The organism is Nostoc commune NIES-4072 (genome assembly GCF_003113895.1).
GTDB lineage: Bacteria > Cyanobacteriota > Cyanobacteriia > Cyanobacteriales > Nostocaceae > Nostoc > Nostoc commune.
In genome coordinates this window covers 1-22,518 of the sequence record NZ_BDUD01000008.1, presented here as the reverse complement: position 1 = coordinate 22,518, position 22,518 = coordinate 1, and the positions used below count along the sequence as shown (strand labels likewise).

General features: G+C 44.0%; 22 protein-coding genes. 15 read left to right on the top strand and 7 right to left on the bottom strand.

All coding sequences use genetic code 11. From position 1 onward, the window contains the following. Positions 1-288: 288 nt before the first annotated feature. On the top strand, positions 289-531 hold the full coding sequence (locus CDC33_RS38115; protein WP_146195946.1) for a hypothetical protein: 243 nt from the start codon (positions 289-291) through the stop codon (positions 529-531). On the opposite strand, the gene CDC33_RS37060 is transcribed toward CDC33_RS38115, so the two are convergent. From CDC33_RS37060 to CDC33_RS37050, 3 genes are all read right to left on the bottom strand, one after another. Next, complete coding sequence (locus tag CDC33_RS37060) at positions 471-4,016, bottom strand: PriCT-2 domain-containing protein (protein WP_109013521.1); 3,546 nt, start codon at positions 4,014-4,016, stop codon at positions 471-473. The genes CDC33_RS38115 and CDC33_RS37060 overlap by 61 nt on opposite strands. Before the next feature lie 275 nt (positions 4,017-4,291). Next, on the bottom strand, positions 4,292-5,017 hold the full coding sequence (locus CDC33_RS37055) for a hypothetical protein (protein WP_181374390.1): 726 nt from the start codon (positions 5,015-5,017) through the stop codon (positions 4,292-4,294). 140 nt (positions 5,018-5,157) lie between these two features. Continuing rightward, complete coding sequence (locus tag CDC33_RS37050) at positions 5,158-5,370, bottom strand: ribbon-helix-helix domain-containing protein (protein WP_199349702.1); 213 nt, start codon at positions 5,368-5,370, stop codon at positions 5,158-5,160. A 261-nt stretch (positions 5,371-5,631) separates the two neighbouring features. Between CDC33_RS37050 and CDC33_RS37045 the strand changes: the two genes are divergently transcribed. The 11 genes from CDC33_RS37045 to CDC33_RS37000 all read left to right on the top strand — a co-directional run bounded on the left by CDC33_RS37045 (position 5,632) and on the right by CDC33_RS37000 (position 17,216). After that, positions 5,632-6,747 (top strand): ParM/StbA family protein, encoded by a 1,116-nt coding sequence (locus CDC33_RS37045; protein WP_109013519.1) that lies wholly within the window; start codon positions 5,632-5,634, stop codon positions 6,745-6,747. A gap of 3 nt (positions 6,748-6,750) precedes the next feature. Beyond that, positions 6,751-6,984, top strand: a complete 234-nt coding sequence (locus CDC33_RS37040) for a hypothetical protein (RefSeq protein WP_109013518.1) — start codon at positions 6,751-6,753, stop codon at positions 6,982-6,984. Next, positions 6,981-7,226: a hypothetical protein gene (locus CDC33_RS37035; RefSeq protein ID WP_109013517.1), complete on the top strand. Its 246-nt coding sequence runs from the start codon at positions 6,981-6,983 to the stop codon at positions 7,224-7,226. Before CDC33_RS37040 ends, CDC33_RS37035 begins: the two co-directional genes overlap by 4 nt. Next, the gene (locus CDC33_RS37030; protein WP_109013516.1) at positions 7,223-7,498 is read left to right on the top strand and encodes a hypothetical protein; all 276 of its coding nucleotides are present in this window, start codon (positions 7,223-7,225) and stop codon (positions 7,496-7,498) included. The genes CDC33_RS37035 and CDC33_RS37030 overlap by 4 nt, the downstream gene beginning before the upstream one ends. Continuing rightward, a complete protein-coding gene (locus CDC33_RS38110; RefSeq protein WP_146195945.1) occupies positions 7,470-7,664 on the top strand; it encodes a hypothetical protein in 195 nt (64 codons plus the stop codon). The genes CDC33_RS37030 and CDC33_RS38110 overlap by 29 nt, the downstream gene beginning before the upstream one ends. Before the next feature lie 98 nt (positions 7,665-7,762). Further along, on the top strand, positions 7,763-8,206 hold the full coding sequence (locus CDC33_RS37025) for a hypothetical protein (RefSeq protein ID WP_109013515.1): 444 nt from the start codon (positions 7,763-7,765) through the stop codon (positions 8,204-8,206). Between the two features lie 11 nt (positions 8,207-8,217). Then, positions 8,218-8,934, top strand: coding sequence for a hypothetical protein (locus tag CDC33_RS37020; protein WP_109013514.1), 717 nt, complete (start codon positions 8,218-8,220; stop codon positions 8,932-8,934). A 24-nt stretch (positions 8,935-8,958) separates the two neighbouring features. Then, the gene (locus CDC33_RS37015) at positions 8,959-9,507 is read left to right on the top strand and encodes a hypothetical protein (protein ID WP_109013513.1); all 549 of its coding nucleotides are present in this window, start codon (positions 8,959-8,961) and stop codon (positions 9,505-9,507) included. Next, a complete protein-coding gene (locus tag CDC33_RS37010) occupies positions 9,504-11,348 on the top strand; it encodes a hypothetical protein (protein ID WP_109013512.1) in 1,845 nt (614 codons plus the stop codon). Before CDC33_RS37015 ends, CDC33_RS37010 begins: the two co-directional genes overlap by 4 nt. A 224-nt stretch (positions 11,349-11,572) precedes the next feature. After that, the gene (locus CDC33_RS37005; protein ID WP_109013511.1) at positions 11,573-12,244 is read left to right on the top strand and encodes a response regulator; all 672 of its coding nucleotides are present in this window, start codon (positions 11,573-11,575) and stop codon (positions 12,242-12,244) included. A gap of 640 nt (positions 12,245-12,884) precedes the next feature. Then, complete coding sequence (locus tag CDC33_RS37000; RefSeq protein WP_244919590.1) at positions 12,885-17,216, top strand: two-partner secretion domain-containing protein; 4,332 nt, start codon at positions 12,885-12,887, stop codon at positions 17,214-17,216. 188 nt (positions 17,217-17,404) lie between these two features. Here CDC33_RS37000 and CDC33_RS36995 read toward each other — a convergent pair whose 3' ends face one another. The 3 genes from CDC33_RS36995 to CDC33_RS41510 form a co-directional block, all read right to left on the bottom strand. After that, positions 17,405-18,013 (bottom strand): hypothetical protein, encoded by a 609-nt coding sequence (locus CDC33_RS36995; RefSeq protein WP_109013510.1) that lies wholly within the window; start codon positions 18,011-18,013, stop codon positions 17,405-17,407. A 474-nt stretch (positions 18,014-18,487) separates the two neighbouring features. Further along, positions 18,488-19,411, bottom strand: coding sequence for an efflux RND transporter periplasmic adaptor subunit (locus CDC33_RS36990; protein ID WP_109013509.1), 924 nt, complete (start codon positions 19,409-19,411; stop codon positions 18,488-18,490). A 126-nt stretch (positions 19,412-19,537) separates the two neighbouring features. Next, positions 19,538-19,660, bottom strand: coding sequence for a hypothetical protein (locus tag CDC33_RS41510; protein WP_280524484.1), 123 nt, complete (start codon positions 19,658-19,660; stop codon positions 19,538-19,540). Positions 19,661-19,709: 49 nt separating this feature from the next. Between CDC33_RS41510 and CDC33_RS36985 the strand changes: the two genes are divergently transcribed. Then, positions 19,710-20,261: a tyrosine-type recombinase/integrase gene (locus CDC33_RS36985; protein ID WP_109013508.1), complete on the top strand. Its 552-nt coding sequence runs from the start codon at positions 19,710-19,712 to the stop codon at positions 20,259-20,261. Positions 20,262-20,491: 230 nt separating this feature from the next. On the opposite strand, the gene CDC33_RS36980 is transcribed toward CDC33_RS36985, so the two are convergent. Beyond that, positions 20,492-20,923, bottom strand: coding sequence for a hypothetical protein (locus CDC33_RS36980; RefSeq protein WP_109013507.1), 432 nt, complete (start codon positions 20,921-20,923; stop codon positions 20,492-20,494). 316 nt (positions 20,924-21,239) lie between these two features. On the opposite strand from CDC33_RS36980, the gene CDC33_RS41040 reads away from it, so the two are divergent. Continuing rightward, positions 21,240-21,947: a deaminase gene (locus CDC33_RS41040; protein ID WP_244919589.1), complete on the top strand. Its 708-nt coding sequence runs from the start codon at positions 21,240-21,242 to the stop codon at positions 21,945-21,947. 8 nt (positions 21,948-21,955) lie between these two features. Then, positions 21,956-22,369 (top strand): Imm1 family immunity protein, encoded by a 414-nt coding sequence (locus tag CDC33_RS36970; RefSeq protein ID WP_109013530.1) that lies wholly within the window; start codon positions 21,956-21,958, stop codon positions 22,367-22,369. Positions 22,370-22,518 lie beyond the last annotated feature (149 nt).

The window sequence follows — 22,518 nt, the reverse complement described above, 5'->3', positions numbered from 1 at the left end:
CTCTATACCCAGACAATTGGTCAGAACTTGCCACTGCAATTAAGCAACAAGCCCAGTGGCGTTGTCAAAAATGTGGATTACAGTGCATTCCCCCTGGTGAAAAAACATCACATATAACACGCTCAAAACGCAGAGTGTACACTTTACAGGTTCATCATTGGGACAGAAATCCAGCAAATAACCACAGAGGCAACCTTATAGCTCTTTGTAGTGCTTGTCACCTTTTATACCATAGGGGTGGAAAATCAAATGTTTCACCGGGGCAACTATCTTTGTGGTAAATAAATCATGGATGATGATACTCAAGAACTAATCGCAATTCAGCAAGAACTCTCAGGAATCAGCTCACGCCTGAGAAAGATTTTTCCGTCAACTCATCCCCAATTTGACAACGTGTTTGAAGACGTGGGTGCAGCTGGATATTACATCCGCGAAGCTGGTTATCGTCTGGAATCAGTTCTTATGACTGTTCAAGGTGATAGCGCAGGTTCTGCGAGTGACCCAGAGATTGAAGAAACTGAAATTGAGTAAACTTCAGTGGGCAGACAACTCAGTACAATCATCAGCAGTGAAGCCCTAACTTGGGGCGTGCAGAAGTGTAAAACTCGCCGCATCGCCCTAGTATCAAAAACTTGGGCAACTTCTGCCACCCCTTCTTGCACACTTGAGAGTGATGATTCTGATTCAGCAATCAACATCGGGAAGTATGTATGGGCTAACCACTTTTCATCGTCGTCTAAGTCAGCCAAATTTTTATTACTACCGCTATTAAGACTATCTAATAGCAGGAGTAATAATTTTTTAAAGTGCTGCCAACCCCCCCAGCGTTGGGTAAATCGGCTCACCCATCCTTGGGTAGTGTCTATGATTTTGGCGATCGCCTTTTGTCCAATTTTCTGGTTTGACTGCCAAAGCTGGGTAAACGCTTTGACGATGGCGTGTCCCGTCTGCTGATCTCGGCTACCCGCTTCAATGCAGAAATCGCAGGCATCAACGCTTTCTAATTTAACTCCTGGTAATTCACGATCAAGGAAACTAAGGTCATAGTCAGCGCAGAAGTAGAATGTTAGCTCCACATTGGGGCGACGATGAGCGCGTAATCGCCCAATCTCTTGGATGATTTCTGCACGGATCAGGTCTGTGAGATACTTTTGGAAAGTGCTGTTTTTATCCTCCAGGTTGACTGTTTCACCAGTCATCACCTGATATTGTGCTGCTAAAACACCGATGTTCTGGTAGGGAATGCCAAAAGAAGCGATCGCATCACACTCACTAAAGCGATTAACACCACGCCCATCGACAAAGTGACCGTATTCTGTGCGCCCCTCGGCTTGTGTTGCAATCTGTTTCCAATCGATAATGCCAAGGTTGGGGCAGAGTTTTTTCAAGGTTTCTTTGAGGGCGTTAACACGAGCGCTAAGTGGAAGAGAGCGATTTTTGGGCAGTTTACCCAGCCCCGTAACGTTGACCACTTTTAAATTGTCGTAGTCTGGGCGTTGTTGCTCGATGACTAACACAGGCTCATCGATGCCCAATTTCAATTTCAACTGCTGGGATTTGAATGTGGCATCAAGGTAAATATTAAATTTGGCAGAGTGGGCCAATTCAGTATGTTTGGGATTTCGGCGGTGAATGCTGAGTACACCCCATTGAGATTGAAAACTACCATCACCTTTCCAAGCGAGGAGGAAGTCAGGCAACCAGTAATTAGGCAAGTCAAGAAACTCCCTGCCTGCCGTTCGTGCGCTGTCTTTAACTACCTTTTTGGCAGCATAACGAGCCGCAGAGCTTTTTTTGAGTTGTTTATCTTGGGTAATATCAATTGAGTCCAAGTCTTCTAAGAAAGTCAAATCAGGTTCTGAGGCTTGGCGAATGGCTTCGATATCTAAGCCTGTGGGGAAAGGGGGCAGCAGCGCACGGATGCTGGCATCATCAAAGCCGTAGCGGTCAGTGGGCTTAAGTTGCTGAGTAAGCAGTTGGTGTAAAACTTTTAGTGCAGGTTGCAGCTGTGATAGAAGATTTGGTTCTAACAGTAGCAGCTTGCCCACAGTAGTTTCAAAATCGCCTCGGTTCACATCAACCGAGCGCACGGGCTTGATGAGTGTACCAGCTTCTTCCCATAACCGCCCAACAGTGAAAGTTTGGTCAGCAGCATTAGTTAAGGTGACTGGTGTAGAGTCTGGGTGCGCTCTGAGTTCGGAGTAATTTTGAATAACTGTGCGCTTTTGAAAGCGGAAGCCAAAACCATCACCACTAGCGAAACGGCACTGATTTTTAAGGGAACAACCGCCACAGATGGGGCTGATGCCGCTCTCTTCAAAATCGAGGCTGCTAAAATTCTTGTTGCGGAAGGCATTAAACAAGTAAGTTCTGTGACAATTGCCATCAGTGTCGGCAGTCTCACCCGCTTTAGTCCACAGTTTAAAGTCCTCACCTGTAGGAGTTTTACGGGTGGGGTCTAGTTTAAAGCCGTTGTGCCGCACTGGTAAGTCAACGAAATTCGTCTCAATGGGCAGTGTGGACGGGTTTCTATGGTTGGCATCCTGGTAAATTAGTTTATCAACGCCAAACAGGGTCGCCGTCAGTTGCCCCGCGTTGTAAGACTTACCTAGTCCGGGATGGGAATTATCTAAAATTTGCGTCCAGCCCTTAGAAACAGCCTCTACCCATGCGGTGATATGTTCCTCTGGCTGGCAGGAGATAGAGATATTGCCTGTAACGTCAGTTCGGAACGGGATATTGCCGGGCTTGTAAATAATTACATTGGGCGAAGGCGTGTCAATTTCGGGTAAGGGCTTGCGTGTTGATGGGGCTTTAAATCCTTTAAATATCGAACTAAATGGAGCAATCGCTTGCTTTAATAAATTTTGGAAGCTGCTCAAGTCCTCTCTAACTCGCCCAAGCTCCCACTCTTCACGGCTAATTACTCCTTTGTTGCCGAGGTTGGGTTCATACTGCCGTTGCGGAAACCGAAAACCATACTGTTTAGCAATGTGAAACAGTGTGCCGATCGTAATTCCCCCACGCCGAAAACTGCGAATCTTAGCGTGGATGTTCCAAGTATCGCCTTTGATACTGGGCGACCACTGCTCGGCTATAATTTCCGCTTCTGATGCCCCATAATGGTTAACCAGTGCCATTAGCACTTGACGGCATTCGTCGTAGTTACCGCTTCCTGGGGTACGTGGTGGGATGAATGAAAGCGCGTTCTGGATTAGCTGGTCAATGTCCCAGCCTTCAGTAAGGGAAATCTCACGCCACTCTTTACGCCGTGACTCAATTTCCTGGATTCTTAGCTGATACTCAATACGTTCCTGTTGCGCGATCGCAATCGCTTCACTTATCCATTCTGCTGGTAAAGTGGCTTCAGGGTTGACTAGCGGGAATTCGGCTTCTGTACTGCCGTAGAATACACGACTTGCATCCTTACAAGCTGGATCATGGGGCAATTGCTGCATGAGGAAGCGTGTACAAGCTTCTACAGTATCAGCACCCTGAACATATTGGGGCAGAAGGAAAACCAACCGAAATTTATGCCACTCTGGTTTATGGCTGGCTGTGGTGTAAATTAAAGCACAGTGTTTTTTAATGAAGGGATGGGCTAAGGCTTCTTCTATGGTTAATTGGTGATCGTAAACTTTGATGTAATTCCCGTTTTCGTCTTTAATCGGCAAGTCATAAGCATCACGGGCGATATTGGAATTATCAATGTCGAGTAGTAGCCACTGAGAACCGATCACATTGGCCTTACTGCGCCATTTGCCGTTTAACAGTCCGGCACAGATGGCGTGACCTGCTTTAATATGTTCCTGGACATCGGCTAGAGTGCCCTCTACATCAATGAAGTTACCGGCCAGCTTCTTAAAGTCCCAGTCTTTGTTTTTTCCAGTTGCGTTAAACGCGAACTTGATTTTATTACCTTCAGCAAGCTCTGGTTCAACATCTAATGCTTCAGCACGTTTATTATTCAATTGTTGATGCTGAAGCGAGTTATTAAACTGTTGTAATGGTGACATTGAGCAATTCCTCCTTGATGTGTGGTGGAGGAATTGGAGCTATCCTTTGGCAGTAATCTTCTAATACAACCTTTCAGAAATATAAGCACAAAATTACTTAAAATTCCTGAATTACTTTTTGTCGCTAGGTGTGCAGTGTAACAAGGGCTTAACACTCCAATCATGTAAGATAAGATTACTATTAGGGATATTAATCCGGGCTGTGAAAACCAGATACCCCAATTCCATTGGAAAACCTCGCTGTCCTACCGGGACGCGGGGTTTTCAGTTTTTAGTCATTCGTACTTGGCTAACCAAGCCTTAATAAACTCGGTAACTTCCTCCTGTTGAATTACAAATGCAGTTCCTTTTCTTCTGAGAGCTAGAATTTTCATACTTCCAACTTCAGAATAAAGGTGTGAATTGTGATCAATAGCCGCCTTGGTGGGAGGCCATAAGACCAAAACTTTTGCTGAGGGCGTTTTTGTAGCTTCACGGGAAGACATTGCAAACAAGTCCCTGTTCTTGCTCAACCACTTCTCGTAATCTGCCAATTCAAGCAGTGGGCAAGGATTCCAAACTTTTAGTCCATGTTTGTCTTTCCTCTTGATCTGCAAAACCTCTCTAGTTTCGTTGTAGACAATCTCCTTATCTCCTATTGAGCGAATTGAGATAAACAGATGGACTTTTCGCTCAAATCTCACAAACAAGTCGATAGGGTTCTTGTCTTCTACCTTTAGCACTGGAAAGACTTGTATTCCCTCGCTTTTAAACTCATCCAAAAGTTCGGCTGTTAATTTTTCCAACCGTGCCAGTTTTTGAGTGGCTACCAAAGGCTTGTAAGCCAATCCAAAAAGTAACCAACCTAACGGATGAACTATGCCACCTGTAGCCAGCGCAGCACCACTAGCCGCTAGAGCAACAGTCGATTCATAGTCTTTCGCCTCCCTAAGCATCTCTAACGCCGCTTCATTGTGCGGTGGGAGTTGAAAATCGCTTGGTGGGTCTTTCAGGATCAACATTGGCGACATCAAAAATTAATAGCTAAATCACTAATCACCTGTGTGTTGGCTTGCTGTTATCTGGCTGTGAATCAGAACTATCACTTTGATCTGGTCAAGCCTGCTGGTTTGTGGTTGTCCGTCCTGTCTTGATAATTCAGTCATGCTGTACCCTCACCTTTTTTTGGTTTGGCAGATTCATTCTGTTCTTGATGTTCTCTAACAGCTTGACTTAGCAAGTAAGCTGCAAGATTAGCTAATGGTCGTTCTTCTCGGTCTGCCCACTCATTAAGATACTGATAAACGTCATCAGACACGGTAAGTGTAATTCGCGGTCGTGCCATTAATTCAGAACTAATTGCTGTATACAGCATCCATCTTACTCTCCAAGCACATTAAAGATATCATCTGCACTTAAAACACTAATAACACCTCTGATGTTATTTGCACTATTAGTGCTGTTAGTGCTAATATAGCACTAACAGGCAAGCCAAAAACAGCCACCCAACAAAGGCAATAGAAGCCAGAAAGTGATGCTATGGCTTGCCCCTAACTGGATATCTGGATTTGTCTAGATTTGCCTAAAAATCAACACCAAGCCAGAAAAATCAAGACTTTTACCAATCATCAGAACCATGACAACCACATACACCAATGCCAAAAACTGGCTAGTTCAAGCAGACTTGTTAGCCCAATCAGGGCTAACTGACCTTATCGCCGGAAAAGACTCAGGTGCAGGGTATGGCAAGGCAATCATTGGTGATTTTTCGATCATGATGCCTGCCGCATACTCACTTGTTCGCAACCGCAACATCATGCACCACGAAACCATATCTAAAGATGGGGCATGGGTGCGGTATGTCGAAGGAACGCGGCTTGACTTAAAAGATGTTCAATTCTTTTGGGGCAGTGCGGCTCTAGCGCAAAGTGACCACACCCTGTTACACGAAGATAAGGCGAAAAAGGCAGAACTGGCATTAGAAAGCATCCTTGCAGACTTAGCAGTTCTGAATATTCCCGATGGAGTCAAACTTTCGATTAGTTTGAGCAATCACAACCCAGAACGCTGGGCAGATGAAATTAAACGCCGAGTAGAAGGGACTCACACCTTTGAGCATCTGCATCCTGTAACTCGTTCTATTGTCACTAAGACAGTTGAAATTGTAGTCACAGGCATTTATCCCGAAGGATTTGGAAGCATTGCCCACTGCTTATTCGGTGAAGCATCCCTAGTACTTGACCCCTCAGAATTAGCGATCGCACTTGATATCGGTTCATCAACTTGGTTGATTACCGTGTTCAACGGTAGCGGTGCAGTGATTGACCGTCACCTGATAGAGGGTGGTTGCGGTGAACTGCATACCATGATTGCAGAAGCTCTCGACAAACGAAACGACCGAGTAAGTCTGCTGTCCAAGGATGTGAAGCACTCACCCAGTCTCGTTAACCAAGGGATTATTGAAGGCACTTTTACTTATGGAGGCAACCACCTGACAGGTAAGAAGTTTGAGGCAGAGTACAGCCAGTGTCTAGACGAATGGTGGAGTAACAGAATTGAGAAATTCGCCAACTTTGTGACTGCTGGCAATTATCTAGACCGCGCTAAATATCTTGTCGCCTGGGGTGGGGGTGTTTCGCAGCCAGTGGTGGATCAAAACTTAGCCGGTTTAGGCTTTGTTATTTTGAACAATCCCCAATTTATCAATGCCTTGGGGTTAAAGCTATTAACTCAAATTGCAAGAGGAGCCTAATCAATGAATTACGAATCTCGGCGTATAACCATTTCCTATCTAGCAGTAATTGAATTGTGCAAGATTTTTGATTTACCCCAAGATGCACCGACACAAGCATTATCGGCAGGTGTAGAGAAGCTGATTTTTCAACACGGCAATGTACAAACATCACCAAAACCCGAAACAGCAACATCTACACAGCCCAATAAATCGGCACTTAGCGCAATGGTCACTAATTTCAAGGGGGCAGCATGACCAAATCCACATTCAGAAACACGGTTTTAGGCATTGGAGCAACAGCAGCAGCGATCTCCGTTGGCTACTTCGGAGTCCAGCAGCTTGGCAGAAACAATATGTTTACCATCGCCGCAGCTGTGGGAGGTGCAGGGGCTATCAGCTATGTACTTCAAAAGCCGAGTCAGCCAGAAGCCCCAAGTAATCAGCCAGAACCCCAACCCACACCGATGAAAACCCAAAGAAAAGGAAGGAAGTCATGAGCGACCAAGACACTGTGCAAACACAACCAAGCTTAACAACAACCGAAATAATGACCATCATCCTCGGTTGCGAACAGACTTTAAGGTTCGTGCAAGCATCCCCAAATTATCAACAAATCGAAGCTTCCGAGCGGTTCAGTACATCGAATGACCTGCGTCTGGGGGATGCTGTGCAAGCTTTGATGGAGATTCACGAAGCGATTCTAAATATCGAGTTCTACTCTCAAGTTGAGGGACAAGCTTATGCTTTCAACGACAGCCTTACAGCGTAATCATTTGTACCAATTCCGTGGTCAACAACTGCGCTATAGCCACCTTTCTAATTCTAGAGTCAATGCACCTTTCATTTTCAATGACTCCAAAGGCAGACGCAAAGAATTAAACCAAAACCAAGTGCAGAGGGAGGTTTTTGAACTTGTTGAGTTTTGTGAAAACTGATGATGAAGCGATTGCACCGACTACCAATCATTGCAATCGCCTCACTAGGGGACGTATCTCTCGCCGCAAAACGAAAAGTACATAAGGATCTTAACAGCATGGCACTTGATTACAAAAATCCCAACGATTGGGGCAAATCACCTCTGACTGACCGCGCTTTGAGATTAGAGCAATTCAAAGCGGAAAATCCTGAACAATGGGCCGCAATGATTGAGGCGGATATTGAGGCACTTGACACACCAATATTCGAGAGTGAAGATTACCCACCCTTTACCGGGACGGAATTTCTAGCAACTCATTCAACCATTGATGACCATCCATACTCTGCTGCATTTGGTCAATTCTTGGGTAATGGTATTGACCCGGATATTGCAAATATCTTGGCGTTTGGCTCCAACAGATTTGATTTAATTTCTGAAGATTTTGATGATCCAATACGGCAATTAGCAACGAGAATTTATAGCCGATTTGAAGAGATGGGTTACTGGGATGAATTGCCCCAAGAGTCGAGTGAGATCAACTACGACTTAATACCTTATTAGGAGATAACGCAATGGACTTTGCAATACGTAATCCTGTAGTTGGTCATAGTTCGCATATCGACGAGAAAGCACAATCTTGGGGAGGATTTGAGTCTGATATTTTGGGTTATCTCTCTGATATAAATAAGCTCGAACAGTTTGCTGATTATGCGAATAATGCCCAAGAATTATCTGACAGACTAGAGCCATTTTTGGACAATGCCAAGGTCGTCTTTGAGGCGATGGAGAAGTTAACAAAAGGGCAAGTCACCTGGGTCGAACTTCGTAAACAATATGGCTCTCATGTTGCGGGTGCTATCGCCAAAATTCGCAAACTTAATTCCGAGTTCGATTCGGAGATGAGTAAAATAGATGCCCAAGATAGAGCCGACTTGCTGCGAATTGACCAAAAACGTAAGCACGGACTAGCCGAAGTTGCAGCCCAATTACACCATGATCTACAAGCAGAATTGTGGCGGCATGAAAACAAGATTAGCAGTATAGAAAACAGGCAAGTTGTACAAGCAGAGAGACAAGCAATCACAACAGGGCTGAGAGAGAAACGCCAACAATTGTTAGCCCGTGCGCGGTACGGCTCAAGGGCATTAGAACCCAATCAAGCCCCCCAAGAAGTGATACCAGTTACTAGCCAAACTTCTGCACCAGCATCTAGTGTTTCAGCAACGGGAACAGTTCGCGGTTGGGGTGCAATGTTGGGTAACTTGTGGAACAAATTGGGCGAGAGATAACTATTAGTTAAAAGGATAAGGCTGATGCTAGTAAGGAAACGAAATGAAGATCCTCATAGCGTCAGCCCTTTTTTGCATGAAGGGCTGGCACAAACACCACAATCAACTAAGCAGCATCAACAACCCGAACAACCACAACCATTACCAGAAAATAACAGAGGTAGAACATTTAGACGTGCTGGTAATGCTTGTGAAATTGTCGCTGGCAGTTGCTTAAACAGTGCTGTTATTTTTACCTTTCATCTATTGCAAGTTCACCCAGTTGGAATGTTCCTAGCTGTTGGCACTGCACACCTGTATTTTACTGCCACTGCAACAGGTGAAGGGTTTAATAATTTTGTCACTAATTTAATGACTGGTTGCAGTGCTTCATGTGCGTTATTGTGTGCGCTTTCCGAACCGATTAGTGAATGGAATGAAGCGAGAACTTCCACACAAACAGCTAATACTTCAATTGAAAAGGTGTATCAGCCAAAAACTGCTGAATCTTCAAGTTGGATGGATGGTGCAGGAGTGGGCATATTTCTAGCGATATTAATGATTTTTATATTTGGTGGTAGGAAAAGTAAATGAACTATCTATCTGAGAAACATAAACAGTTATCCGAGTCGCAACAATCGGGTTTAATGAAGTGGTTCGGACAGTTGCCGATGGATAAAAAAGCTGTTGCAATTGGGCTAAGTTTAACTGTGGGAATTAGCTCTGCGGCAATGGCTTGGAAAGGGGAATCAAGCGACCGCATTTATTTCTGCCTTCGGACTCCCCAGAAAAAATTGGTATGTCAGGACAAGAATAACAGACCATTCCGCATGACCCCCTATTACTGGGAGCAATGGAAGCTAGAAGGGATGCCCACTCAGATTGTGCGTGACCCAGCGATGGGGGTAAACGGACTGGTGAAAGCGACTAACCCATATAAAGCGTTTTGGGCGTTTGGGGGATTCCTGGGGTTTGCGCTTGCGGGGTGGATGCTCCGCCATTGTCAAAATGAGGAGAAGCAGAGAGCAGTTTTTGAAGACATCGCCCAAAAACGGGACGCAGCAAAGGCAGAGATGGCCGCACGTTCCGAGCTACTAGAGAGTTGCCGAGACGTTGCGATCGCAGAAGTCCAACTACAAGCCGATTTAGATTTGATAGCCAATGATCGCACTGTGGATATCCAAAAAGCGGAGATTTACGCCCACACTGAGATTGAAGTTACCCAAATGGAGGCATCCGACGCTATCTTTGAGGCGCAAACCGCAGGCATGACCGAGCAACAGAAGGCAGATTACATTAAGCAGTTGCGCGAGATGAAAACGCCTTACCTACAAGGGAGTCAGACTTTGCAAGGGACGATTGACCCCAACGACAAGGTTACTGGGGCAGACAGCCAAGCAATTGCCCCTAGTGACAAATATCGCTGGATCAACAACACCATCGGCTACCCCACTTTGATATTTGGTGGCATGGGTGCTGGGAAATCCTGGACTACCAGAGAGATTATCTGGCATAAGCGTCAAGCCGGTTGGAATCAAATCTTTGTACTTGACCCTCACGGAACAGAAGTTGAATGGCGGGGGGTGAATTTGATTACTGGCTACAGAGAGATAGCTGACTTCATGCAATGGTACATGGCGGAAATGCGCCGCCGTTACAAAGCCTATCGTGAAAGTGGAATGGTTGAGGAGCAATGGACGCAACACTTAAGAGACACAAACCAACATTTCTGTGTAGTCGCTGAGGAGTTTACAACTTGGACAGATAACATTGTTGAGCCAATGCCAGACGATTGTGAGGATGAAAAATGGAAGCCCGACCCTGATTTTATTGGTAAATGGTTTCGCTGTGCCATGACTGAATCTCGCAAACAATTAATGATTCCTTTGTTCGTAGCTCACGACCGCACAATGGAGATTTTAGCCAAAGCTAAAGGGTTATCAAAACTTCGAGATGCGGCACTGTTAGAAGTAGAACTAATCGCAACTATTGACCCAATTACGACAGAAGCCAAAGCTAGCGGTCAGGGCAAGATTAAACTACCTGGGCATGGGCAATGGATTGATATTGAACTGCCTAAACTCGACCACAAGCGAATTGATTTTCGGTTTGATAAACCTTTGACCAGTAATGAACCGCCAACCATCGATAAAGCTACTTTAGAGCGGATCTATGAACTGGAATTCAATCTTGGTAACAAAGCAGGTGACACCCAAGATGAACCGAAAAAACTATCAACAATGGCGCAAAAACTGTATGAATATCTCACCAGAACTGAACGAATTGAAGCTGATGTAAGAGAGTTCAAGGGCAACTTTAAAGTAGCTGGTGAAAGATTTACTGTTGAGCAAATCAAGGGCTGGATGTATGAAATTGTGGGGGCAGGATTGGCGGACTGGATAGGCGAGGGTGTTATCAAGCTCAATCAAATTTAGCCGCTTTGGTGTCCGCGTGTCTGCTCCCAAAAACCCCCCTTTTTTGGGGACATCGGACACCAGACACCACAGACACCAAAGCTCAAAACCCTTATACAGCATAGACACCAGCAGACACTACCCCAGACACCGCCCAGACACCAAGTGTCTTAAACGTGTCCGCTAGACACCAATAAGAAATAACCGAATAAACAGCCATTAATTATTAGAGGATTAATAAAATCATGCTGAGAATAGTAATTGTTGAACCAGAAATATTCACTCTTTTAGGCATCAAAGGCGCTATTTCACAATCCCCAGATATAGAAGTAACTGGTGATGCTACCAGTGGAAAACTAGGGTTTCAGTTAATTGAACAGATGAATCCTGATGTTGTGTTAGTTGATTTACTATTGCCCGATATGAGTGGTCTAGAACTTACTCGTTCAATTAAAAGGGATACTAATAGTAAAGTAGTTATTTTTACTAATCAAACTCATTCAGACTTTATTAACTCAGCTTTCCGTCATGGGGCTGATTCTTATATGCTCAAAAGTGCTGATATAGAATTGATTGAACTAGCCATCAAGAGAGCTTACTTTAATGAATGTCTACTTGACCCGAAGCTGGCTAAAAAACTGTTAGAAAGCCTTTATCAAAACAGATATATCGACCCTAGTTTTGCTGACAAAAACTTGCTTGACTCTCCCACCGAGCGGCAAATACAAGTCCTGCGATTACTGGCTCAGGGTTTAGTTTTTGAACAGATTGCCAGAGAAATGTTTCTCTCTGTTAGTACAGTCAAACATTATGCCAGCGATTTGTACAGTAAATGGCACGTCAAGAACCGTTATGAGGCGATAAAAAGAGGGGCGATGCTTGGTTATATCGACTATAACTTGATTATGAATGAATGATGTATTGGTGAGGAGAGCGAAAGGATTTAGTCGGGGAGTGGTGGTTTCTAAGTCATATTCATCTAACGCTTTTGACCTTCTCCCCAAATTAATTAAGGTTCAATGCTTGGTTATCTTGACTATTCCTCAGTCGTTAATGAAGCATGGAAATTTGAAGACATGGAGAAGATTCAGTCGGGCATTGTTCCCTAATCGACCTGCCAAAATACTCCTGAGTAAGCTTTTTAATAGGTCAACGGGTGGCACGAGCCATCCTTTTTTTACTTATGAGAATTTGGCTTACCAGAACCACAGTTCTGATAACCATCGCAAACGCCATCGCGTTTCAAGCTGTATTCTTTTGCCGTTAACCTGACTCGCTACCCGGATTTCTCAGTAGTGAAATTGAGCATTTCATTATGTAAAGTCTTGTAAAAATAATTCCCTTTTGCATAAAACTCGCCTGATTAAGCCAGAGCTAAAGATAGCAAAGTTAGCTCCCCTTTTGGAGTGCCAAATCAATCAAAGGGGCTTTGATAAAATAATTGGGTTAATTCAATTCAATGCAGTTTGCTGCAAAACATTGCTGGGAAGCCCATTTCACAGTATTACAACGTCGGGAAAAAAGACTAGCCACACGGTGAATTTATTGGGGAGTGATATGTCAGGAATAACTCAAGATTTGCGGCGTTGGTGTACTAGTTTGGTGATGGGAGGCGTGTTAGTTGCTTCTTTGCAAGAGCATGTCTTTGCCCAAATTACCCCAGATAGCACCTTGCCTAATAATTCCATCGTTACACCAGATGGCAACACCCTCAATATAACTGGAGGAACGCAATCTGGTGGTAACTTGTTTCACAGCTTTGGCGAGTTTTCTGTGCCTATTGGTGGCACTGCTTCTTTTAATAATGCTGTAGATATTCAAAATATCATTAGTCGAGTTACGGGTGGGTCAGGTTCTAATATTGATGGATTAATTCGCGCTAACGGCACAGCTAATTTGTTTCTGATTAATCCGTCGGGGATTATTTTTGGTCAAAATGCTTCGCTAAATATTGGTGGTTCCTTTGTAGCGACTACAGCGAACGCACTGCAATTTGGAAATATTGGATTTTTTAGCGCTACTGAGAAAAATATCCCTTCACCGTTGTTGACTATTAATCCTTCAGCATTGCTGTTTAATCAGATTAATCAAAACGCAGTGATTCAAAATAACTCAATTGCATTTGCAGGAATAGATCCAGCAGGCTTTGATGCATTTGGTTTACGAGTACCAGATGGTAAGAGTTTACTGCTGGTGGGTGGGAATGTCAGCATGGATGGGGGAGAATTAAATGCCAATGGCGGGCGTGTTGAGTTAGGAGGATTGGCCCAAGCTGGTAGTGTAGCGCTGGGTGTAGATGGCGATAGTCTCAGCTTGAGATTTCCTGAGAATGTTGGGCGAACTTCGGTATCCCTAACTAATAGTTCATACGTAATTGTAACTGGGGCTGGTGGCGGTAATATTGCAGTCAATGCCAGGAATATAGAGATAGAGAGAAGTTTCCTAAGTGCTGGGATTGGACAAGGTTTAGGGGTGCCTGAAACTGTTTCAGGAGATATTACGCTTAATGCTACTGGGGAAATCAAAGTTGCAGGTGGGAGCCTAGTTGTTAATAATGTGCGTTTGGGGTCACTTGGCAATGGGGGTAATATTACTATTGACTCCGGTTCTTTCTCATTACGAGATGATGCTTTTCTTGCTGCCTCAACTTCGGGACTTGGGAATGCGGGGAATATCACAGTACGTGCAAGAAATACTGTTTCCCTTGCAGATGCTAATATCTTAAGCACGGTGGAATCAGGGGGTGTCGGTAAAGGTGGCAATATCGACATCAATGCGGCAACACTATCACTTCTTGATAGCGCTCAATTGCTAACCCTTACTCGCGATGCATCTGGGAACCAGCCACCAGGACGTGGGGATGCGGGGAATGTCAATGTTAATGTTACTGGTGCTGTTGACATTGCTGGGGAGAAAAATGGTTTATTGAGTGGGATTTTAAGCAGTGTGGGAACTGGGACTGTTGGCAATGGGGGTAATATTACTATTGACTCCGGTTCTTTGTCATTATCAGATCGCGCTTCTCTTTCTGCCTCAACTTCGGGACTTGGGAATGCGGGGAATGTGACAGTACGTGCAAGAAATACTGTTTCCCTTGCAGATGCTAGTATCTTAAGCACGGTGGAATCAGGGGGTGTCGGTAAAGGTGGCAATATCGACATCAATGCGGCAACACTATCACTTCTTGATAGCGCTCAATTGCTAACCCTTACTCGCGATGCATCTGGGAACCAGCCACCAGGACGTGGGGATGCGGGGAATGTCAATGTTAATGTTACTGGTGCTGTTGACATTGCTGGGGAGAAAAATGGTTTATTGAGTGGGATTGCCAGCTTCGTGGGAACTGGGGCTGTTGGCAATGGGGGTGATATTACTATTGACTCCGGTTCTTTCTCGTTAGGCGATCGCGCACAACTTGAAGCCTCAACTTCGGGACTTGGGAATGCGGGGAATGTGACAGTACGTGCAAGAAATGCTGTTTCTCTTGCAAATAATGCTTATATCTTCAGCACGGTGGAATCAGGGGGTGTCGGTAAAGGTGGCAATATCGACATCAATGCGGCAACACTATCACTAACTGATGGCGTTCAATTGCTAACCATTACTCGCGGTGCATCTGGGAACCAGCCACCAGGACGCGGGGATGCAGGGAATGTCAATGTTAATGTTACTGGTGCTGTTGATATTGCTGGGGAGAAAAATGGTTTATTGAGTGGGATTTACAGCAGCGTAGAAACTGGAACAGTTGGCAATGGGGGTAATATCACTATTGACTCCGGTTCTTTGTCGTTAAGCAATGGTGCTGAACTTACTGCCTCAACTTCGGGACTTGGGAATGCAGGGAATGTGACAGTACGTGCAAGAAATGCTGTTTCTCTTACAGATAATGCTTATATCTTCGGCACGGTGGAATCTGGGGGTGTCGGTAAAGGTGGCAATATCGACATCAATGCGGCAACACTATCACTAACTGATGGTGCTCAACTGCTAACCGCTACTCGCGGTGCATTTAGGAACCAGCCACCAGGACGGGGGGATGCGGGGAATGTTAATGTGAAAGTCTCTGGCGCTGTTGATATTGCTGGGGAGAAAAACGGTTTTGTTAGTGGGATTGCCAGCTTCGTGGAAACTGGAATAGTTGGCAATGGGGGTACTATTACTATTGACTCTGGTTCTTTCTCGTTACGCAATCGCGCTCAACTTTCTGCCTCAAGCGGTGGACAAGGGAATGCAGGGAATGTGACAGTACGTGCAAGAAATGCTGTTTTCCTTACAGATAATGCTTATATCTTCGGCACGGTGGAATCTGGGGGTGTAGGTAAAGGTGGCAATATCGATATCAATGCGGCAACATTATCACTTCTTGATGGCGCTCAATTAGCAACCATTACTCGCGGCGCATCTGGGAACCAGCCAGCAGGACGCGGGGATGCGGGGAATGTCAATGTTAATGTTACTGGTGCTGTTAATATTACTGGAGAGAAAAATGGTTTTGCTAGTGGGATTCGCAGCAGGGTGGAAACTGGAACAGTTGGCAATGGGGGTAATATTACTATCGATTCTGGTTCTTTGTCGTTAGCAGATCGCGCTGAACTTACTGCCGAAACCCGTGGACAAGGAAATGCGGGGAATGTGACAGTACGTGCAAGAAATGCTGTTTCTCTTGCAGATAATGCTTATATCTTCAGCACGGTGGAATCTGGGGGTGTAGGTAAAGGTGGCAATATCGACATCAATGCGGCAACACTATCATTAATTAATGGCGCTCAATTGGTAACCAGTACTCGTGAAGCATCTGCAACAGCGCCAGCAGGACGGGGGGATGCGGGGAATGTCAATGTTAATGTTACTGGTGCTGTTGATATTTTTGGGGGGAAAAACGGTTTTGTTAGTGGAATTGGCAGCTTCGTGGAAACGGGCACAGTTGGCAATGGGGGTAGTATTACTATTGACTCCGGTTCTTTCTCGTTACAAGATGGCGCTCGACTTAATGCCTCAACCCTTGGACAAGGCAATGCAGGTGTAATCAAAGTTAATGCTGCTGATTTTCTTACTATTTCTGGCAAGAGTGCCAACTTTACCAGTGGCTTGTTCGTTAACTCCCAAAGTCCAATAGGTACTGCTGGAGATATTATCGTTACCTCACCTAGAGTTACTTTAGATAACGGTGGCACACTCAACGCCCAATCTGAATCGGGAAATGGTGGCGACATCAACATACAAACTGATTTACTCCTTCTGCGTCGTGGCGCTCAAATTACCACCACCGCAGGCACAGCCCTAACTGGTGGTAATGGTGGCAACATTAATATTGATGCCCCGTCGGGTTTCATTGTTGCTGTCCCAAGCGAAAATAGCGACATCACTGCTAATGCTTACACAGGCAGTGGTGGAAGAGTAGATATTCGAGCCATTGGTATCTATGGCATTCAACCCCGCTCTAACCCAACTTCTCTGAGTGATATTACCGCTAGTTCTGAATTTGGTGTAAACGGTACTGTAGAACTTAACACGCCGGATATTGACCCTAACAGTGGCTTAGTCAACCTGCCAACGATACCAGTTGACACCCAAGTAGCACAGACCTGTCAAGCTGGTGGAAATTTAGCTAAGAGCAGTTTTACAATCACTGGACGCGGCGGCTTGCCACCTAACCCAGGCGATGCCCTCAACACTGATGCAGTGCAAGTAGATTTGATTACTCTTAATCCCAGCACCAGAAACAGCAAGAGTCCACCTGTTACCATCAAACCTACTGCTACACCAAAACCGATTGTGGAAGCTACTGGGTGGGTGATGAATGCAAAAGGGGAGTTGGAACTTACAGCGAATGCACCCAGCACACCTCATGGTTCATGGCAAAACCCTGTATCTTGCCGTGCTTCTTAAATGTTAGCGTCCACCAATTGAGCAATTATTGATAGCAACTCCCTTATCAACCAGGGGTATAGAAGGAGTATAGACAATTCGGCCGCAACAGGAGCAAAACCCCAATATCCAGGCCCCCTGTGCTAGATAATGTGTGTGGTATTGGAAAATTCCTTTCTGTGTACCGTTAGATCGGCGATCGCCTTCTACTAACTAGTTTTGGCAGCTTGTTTTTGCTCGTTCTCCAATACCGGGAAGTACCGCCGAGCATTAAGGGGCTTCTTCCACCCAGTCAACTCAAACAGGTACTCATCAGGGTCAAGATTGAGCATTGTTGCCCATTGATTGATTTGACTGCCGTTGATATTTATCCGCTCACACAGATCAGTCTTGGTTAGCCCCTGTTTAGCATCATGATCAGAATATGAGAATTTGATTTTGCCTCTGGGGATGTCCTCTACCCTCTCTCTGAGCGATGATAACCCCGCGTTTATTAGAGCTTGCCGTAGCCCATCGATTTCTGTTCTAAGCGAGTTAATCTCATCATTGAATTCCCTTTGTTGCTCGGCTACGGTTGCCTCAAGACCATCGATTTCGGTGGCTTTAACCTTAAGCTGCTTTACCTCAAGTTCAAGGTTCTCTGGCATCACTTCAATCGGGATATTGCCCTCTAAATAATGCTCCAGTATAATTGTGAGAGCTTGAGACGCTTTCTTGATTTTGTGTGTTTTCATCCACTTCTCTAAACTAGCGTAGAGGCTGAAGTCAAGGTATGCTGTGACTTTAGCGTGATTGTCTAACCAGTCTTTAGTAGCCATATATTGCTATATCTGTATGGGTAATTTAAAGTCAGTTACGTTAAATTTAAAACAATATTATTGTAAGATACTGTTGTGTTAATAGTAATTTACTAATTGCGTTTGGCAGCTTACTGCATTAAGTTAAGAAAATTAAAGTAAGTTACTAAAATTTAAAATTGTCTGACTATAACCGTCTAAACAGCAATGAGTATCTGACTTAGACTAAATAAGGTAAGCAGTTTTGAGCTATTATCAATTAAGTAAATTACAGCAGCAAATAAATTAAGGTATAGTCAGATAATTATCTAAAAAATTTAGTTGCTTTAATATACTTATAGTTTATTAGTAAACTAAAGCCCCTTACCGCAGTAAGCTACTGTCGCCTAAAGCCAGACTACTAGCGGGTGTTATCTACTTTGTGGTTGGTGGTAGCATAACAGGCGCATCAAGGGAGAGCGATCGCCCGACGTTTCTGTTCGCTATTTTTACGCCTTATAGTTCAGGAATGATAGGAGTACCATTAGTTAAATTGAGAATACTTGAGACAACGATTTTATCACCAGCCTTCAGTCCTGAGAGAACTTGATAATTATTCCCCTGAATAGCTCCTAATTTTACAGACTTTTGTACAGCCACCAGCGTCAGCGCTCCAGGTTGCGGTTTTTCCGGTGCTTGAGCCACAAAAACACCAGTCTCTCCACCCAAGCGATATACTGCTGTAACTGGAATTAAAAATCCCGGACGCTTGTCCCAGATCACTCTAGTCATTACTTGTTGACCTGTTCGCAACTCACCTTTGGAGTTATCAAACAGTGCTTTGATAAGTACTGTTTGGCTATTATTGTTGACGCTAGGAGAAATAAAAAATACCTTAGCGATACCAAAGCTCCGACCTTGTGTGCCCATCAAATTCACTGGCATTCCCTTATACAATTTAGATATTTCCTGAGTTGGTACAGCGATATTCACCTCCAAAGGTTGGTTTTGAACAATCTGGGTAAGTTGACGAGAAGTATTAACTAATTCACCTTCTTTTACCGGGATGTCGTCAACAATGCCAGCTAGGGGAGCCGAAATCTTGAAGTGCTGGAGTTGTTTTTGTCGTTTGGTAGGTACTAATTCCATAATTTTTTCTCCAACTGCAACTGTATCTCCCGCTCTAACAAATATTCCAGTTATATGACCCTCGATTGGTGGCTGGAGAGTTGCTAGACGACGTGAGACTACGCTAGCGATAAACTCCGAACTATCCTCAATGATGCTTGTTTGCAACAAAGATACCCGCACTTTTACTTCATTTGATTCAGGTTTCTTACCAAATACACTGAAGCCAACAAACAAAGCAAGACTTGCAGCAAAACTAACTCCAATTACTTTTAATAAAAGAGTTTTTCCGACTTGAGATGACTGTCTCATCTTGCGCCCCCCTACCTGTTAAACTGCGATTTTCAAATTAGCCAATATCAAATCTGTAGTAATTTCGATAAAAATGCGGTCGCTTTTTAGCGGAGATTATACCTGTTCTTGGTCATCGCGTTGCAATCATAAGCAGGTTTTATCAGCCAACGCTGGGATGCGGGTTGTAGCGATTGCGATTGATAAGTTGGAATTGATGAGGAGCGATCGCTTTCGTGTCGCCAACGGAGTTACAATACTTTGGGTCATCAATTACACGTTACATTGATAACGTGTAATCCCCTAGAAAGTAGAAAACATGAAGGTTAGCGGCAACGGACAAGGCAAAATACTAAGCCAAGAGGAATTAAAGCGATTATTCACGGAGGGATTTCTCACTCCCCGCGATCGCGCTCTGTTTGGCATCTGCCTGTTTACTGGTTGTCGCGTAAGTGAAGCGCTAGCTCTCCAGACGACTGATATCAAATCTGGTGCTATCACTTTCCGCAAGTCTACCACCAAAGGAAAGCATAAAACCCGGATTGTGGACATCCCACCAGGGCTAGCCGCAATGCTGGGCGAATACCAACTAAAATCGGGGGCAATGTTCCCCGGTATGCGCGGCGTAACTGAACGTTTGACCCGATTCATGGCAGACAAGATTTTACGGGATGCCTGCAAGCGGATTGGAGTTGAGGGAGTCAGCACTCATTCGTTTAGGCGAACTGCCCTCACGCAAATGTCGAGCGCCGGGATACCTTTGCGAACTATTCAAGAAATCTCTGGTCACAGCGACCTGGGGACATTGCAGCGTTATCTGGAGGTAACGCCGGAGCAGAAGCGAAAGGCCGTTTCGGTGATTGGGTTTTAGATTCTATACTGTCTTCTACACCAGTAGATGAACTTGTTATAAGACTGATACGGCGGGCGTGTACGCCATCGCAGTATTGAAAACGGCTCTAACCTATGCTCTATAAAGCTTAGAGCTTGCGGGAGCTTTTTTATTTTGCTCTGATGGCATTTTTCTTTGTTTAAGAATTTTTACTACAGGAACGGAAGTGCTTGAGGATGACGATTCCAATTATTTAATATTAAAAAGTATTACTTTCGCTCCAAGTATTCTTTTTTGAAATAAGATAAACTCAATTGAAGGGCTTTTTCAGTGCTTGTTTCTATAGCTTTCTTTAAAAATTCATCTTGGGTTGAAATAACTAATAACCTTTCAGCAGCTTTAAAAATTGACCATAAACTGTACTCAATTTCATCAACACTTTTATTTTGGTAAAATTCTGATTCACTTACTATTGAAAAATCAATATACTGCCAAGCATCTTGTAATAAGATATCAATAATACTCTGTTGCTCAGATTGAGAAATTTCCAGATAATTACGATTTTTTAATTTAGTATTAATTTGGTCTTGAATATTTTTTAATCGTTCATAAAAAGCCTGTATATGGTTAGGGAACCATTTTTCTACAAAGCAAGCTATTGAATTAATTTCAGCTAATTGTAATATGTTTAAATTAAACATATAAAAACTCCTTTATTTTTATCCTTATTACTATAGTGTTCCCTCCAGAGAGTTAGAATTCCATGTCGTCATAAGGAGCTATGACGACATGGGGGCGAAAGCACCAACTGAGCGATGACGCACCGCAGGCGAAGGCTACCTGTTATCTGTGAAAAGCCTTAAGGGTTGGCATTTCACGCCCCATCTGAGCATTGTTTTCGCTCTCTTGTGCCTTGCTACAACAGTAATTTTGAGATTACTTGGTGGACATTAGGCATTAGGCTATTAATTAGGTTCCCTAAACTGGAATTTAATTCTGTTTAAAGGCTTTGTTGCAATGCCTCTTGAGTTACACAACTTTGAGTGGGAAGGAGAGCGTTTAGTCCAGAGAGAAACTGAACCTCATCATATTGCTGGTGTATTAGCTAAAATTCGATGGGTGCTAGAAAACTCAGATTGCGATTGGGAAGATGTTTACTCAGCTTATTATGTGTGCGAAGAAGATGGAACGGTTACTTTTTATGAAGGTGAAAGTGCTGAAGCAGGTAATCCAGGAATATGGACTTACGTAGTTTATAGCTGTCCTGTTGGCTCAGAAGAGGTAGTAAAAAATTCAGATATAAACACTTTAGCTCCAGCGTTGGAGATGCAACAGCTTATATATAAGCTTATTTTTGAAGAATTAGCACAGTATAGACAACAGCTTGGCCTGACTCCAGCAGGTAGTGAAGATGACCGCGCTACAATCGCAAAGTTAGAGATAGGTGGTAGCGTATTTTTTGGTATCAGTGCAGGCAGTAATCCCAATCGCAGAAAGATTACACTTAAAGTAAATCCAATTAGTCGCACACACGCTGAAGCTGATGCCTTTCAACAAGCCTTTGATGCAGGATTAAGAGGAGGAAAAGCCCGTTTAACAGTTGACCGGGATCTTTGTAGAGCGTGTGGTCAAAACGGAGGTGTGAAAGGAATGGCTAGACAGCTTGGTATAGAAGAAATAGAAGTTATTAGCCCTAGCGGTCGTCAAACAATTACACTGATATGAGGTTAATTATGTTTATAACAAAAGTTTCAGTTGAAGATTGGATTGGTAATCAGAACAAGGGAAGTGTCGAGCAAGCGCATAGTTGGCAAGAAATAGAATCAGCTATTAGAGAGTTAGACGGACATCACAAAACACTTATAACCTTAGAAACAGATAGCGAAACTCACATGGCGGTGGGTGGTGGGTTAGGAAAATATATAGTGTATTTGACTTTTGATAATGAAAGTTTTCATTATCTTGTTGACCCATCTAAATCAGATATAGATGAATTCGTGATAGTTGGGGGACAAGAAGGTGTTTATCCGGCTAAGTCCTGCGTTGACTTGAATACAACCCTTAAAGCTGCCAAAGCTTTCGCAGAGCTTGGAACAATGGAAGAATCAGTAAATTGGGAAAAAGATGAAGTTTTTGAGCGAGTATAACAAATAGTCAGCGCGGCGTAAGAACCTTGTTGCGGCGGACGTTATTAGGTTATTCAACATTTGTCAACCTCTCCAGTTGTGCAAGCAGTTTTTCTATGGGAGCAACGCGAAAAAGTGAGATCCTCGTGAAATAGGCAGGGGGGGCAGGC

Excerpts from the sequence above, each read along its gene's own strand:
- CDC33_RS38115 (WP_146195946.1), top strand. The coding sequence starts at position 289 with ATGGATGATGATACTCAAGAACTAATCGCAATTCAGCAAGAACTCTCA.
- CDC33_RS37060 (WP_109013521.1), bottom strand. The coding sequence starts at position 4,016 with ATGTCACCATTACAACAGTTTAATAACTCGCTTCAGCATCAACAATTG.
- CDC33_RS37055 (WP_181374390.1), bottom strand. The coding sequence starts at position 5,017 with ATGTTGATCCTGAAAGACCCACCAAGCGATTTTCAACTCCCACCGCAC.
- CDC33_RS37050 (WP_199349702.1), bottom strand. The coding sequence starts at position 5,370 with ATGCTGTATACAGCAATTAGTTCTGAATTAATGGCACGACCGCGAATT.
- CDC33_RS37045 (WP_109013519.1), top strand. The coding sequence starts at position 5,632 with ATGACAACCACATACACCAATGCCAAAAACTGGCTAGTTCAAGCAGAC.
- CDC33_RS37040 (WP_109013518.1), top strand. The coding sequence starts at position 6,751 with ATGAATTACGAATCTCGGCGTATAACCATTTCCTATCTAGCAGTAATT.
- CDC33_RS37035 (WP_109013517.1), top strand. The coding sequence starts at position 6,981 with ATGACCAAATCCACATTCAGAAACACGGTTTTAGGCATTGGAGCAACA.
- CDC33_RS37030 (WP_109013516.1), top strand. The coding sequence starts at position 7,223 with ATGAGCGACCAAGACACTGTGCAAACACAACCAAGCTTAACAACAACC.
- CDC33_RS38110 (WP_146195945.1), top strand. The coding sequence starts at position 7,470 with ATGCTTTCAACGACAGCCTTACAGCGTAATCATTTGTACCAATTCCGT.
- CDC33_RS37025 (WP_109013515.1), top strand. The coding sequence starts at position 7,763 with ATGGCACTTGATTACAAAAATCCCAACGATTGGGGCAAATCACCTCTG.
- CDC33_RS37020 (WP_109013514.1), top strand. The coding sequence starts at position 8,218 with ATGGACTTTGCAATACGTAATCCTGTAGTTGGTCATAGTTCGCATATC.
- CDC33_RS37015 (WP_109013513.1), top strand. The coding sequence starts at position 8,959 with ATGCTAGTAAGGAAACGAAATGAAGATCCTCATAGCGTCAGCCCTTTT.
- CDC33_RS37010 (WP_109013512.1), top strand. The coding sequence starts at position 9,504 with ATGAACTATCTATCTGAGAAACATAAACAGTTATCCGAGTCGCAACAA.
- CDC33_RS37005 (WP_109013511.1), top strand. The coding sequence starts at position 11,573 with ATGCTGAGAATAGTAATTGTTGAACCAGAAATATTCACTCTTTTAGGC.
- CDC33_RS37000 (WP_244919590.1), top strand. The coding sequence starts at position 12,885 with ATGTCAGGAATAACTCAAGATTTGCGGCGTTGGTGTACTAGTTTGGTG.
- CDC33_RS36995 (WP_109013510.1), bottom strand. The coding sequence starts at position 18,013 with ATGGCTACTAAAGACTGGTTAGACAATCACGCTAAAGTCACAGCATAC.
- CDC33_RS36990 (WP_109013509.1), bottom strand. The coding sequence starts at position 19,411 with ATGAGACAGTCATCTCAAGTCGGAAAAACTCTTTTATTAAAAGTAATT.
- CDC33_RS41510 (WP_280524484.1), bottom strand. The coding sequence starts at position 19,660 with ATGACCCAAAGTATTGTAACTCCGTTGGCGACACGAAAGCGATCGCTC.
- CDC33_RS36985 (WP_109013508.1), top strand. The coding sequence starts at position 19,710 with ATGAAGGTTAGCGGCAACGGACAAGGCAAAATACTAAGCCAAGAGGAA.
- CDC33_RS36980 (WP_109013507.1), bottom strand. The coding sequence starts at position 20,923 with ATGTTTAATTTAAACATATTACAATTAGCTGAAATTAATTCAATAGCT.
- CDC33_RS41040 (WP_244919589.1), top strand. The coding sequence starts at position 21,240 with ATGCCTCTTGAGTTACACAACTTTGAGTGGGAAGGAGAGCGTTTAGTC.
- CDC33_RS36970 (WP_109013530.1), top strand. The coding sequence starts at position 21,956 with ATGTTTATAACAAAAGTTTCAGTTGAAGATTGGATTGGTAATCAGAAC.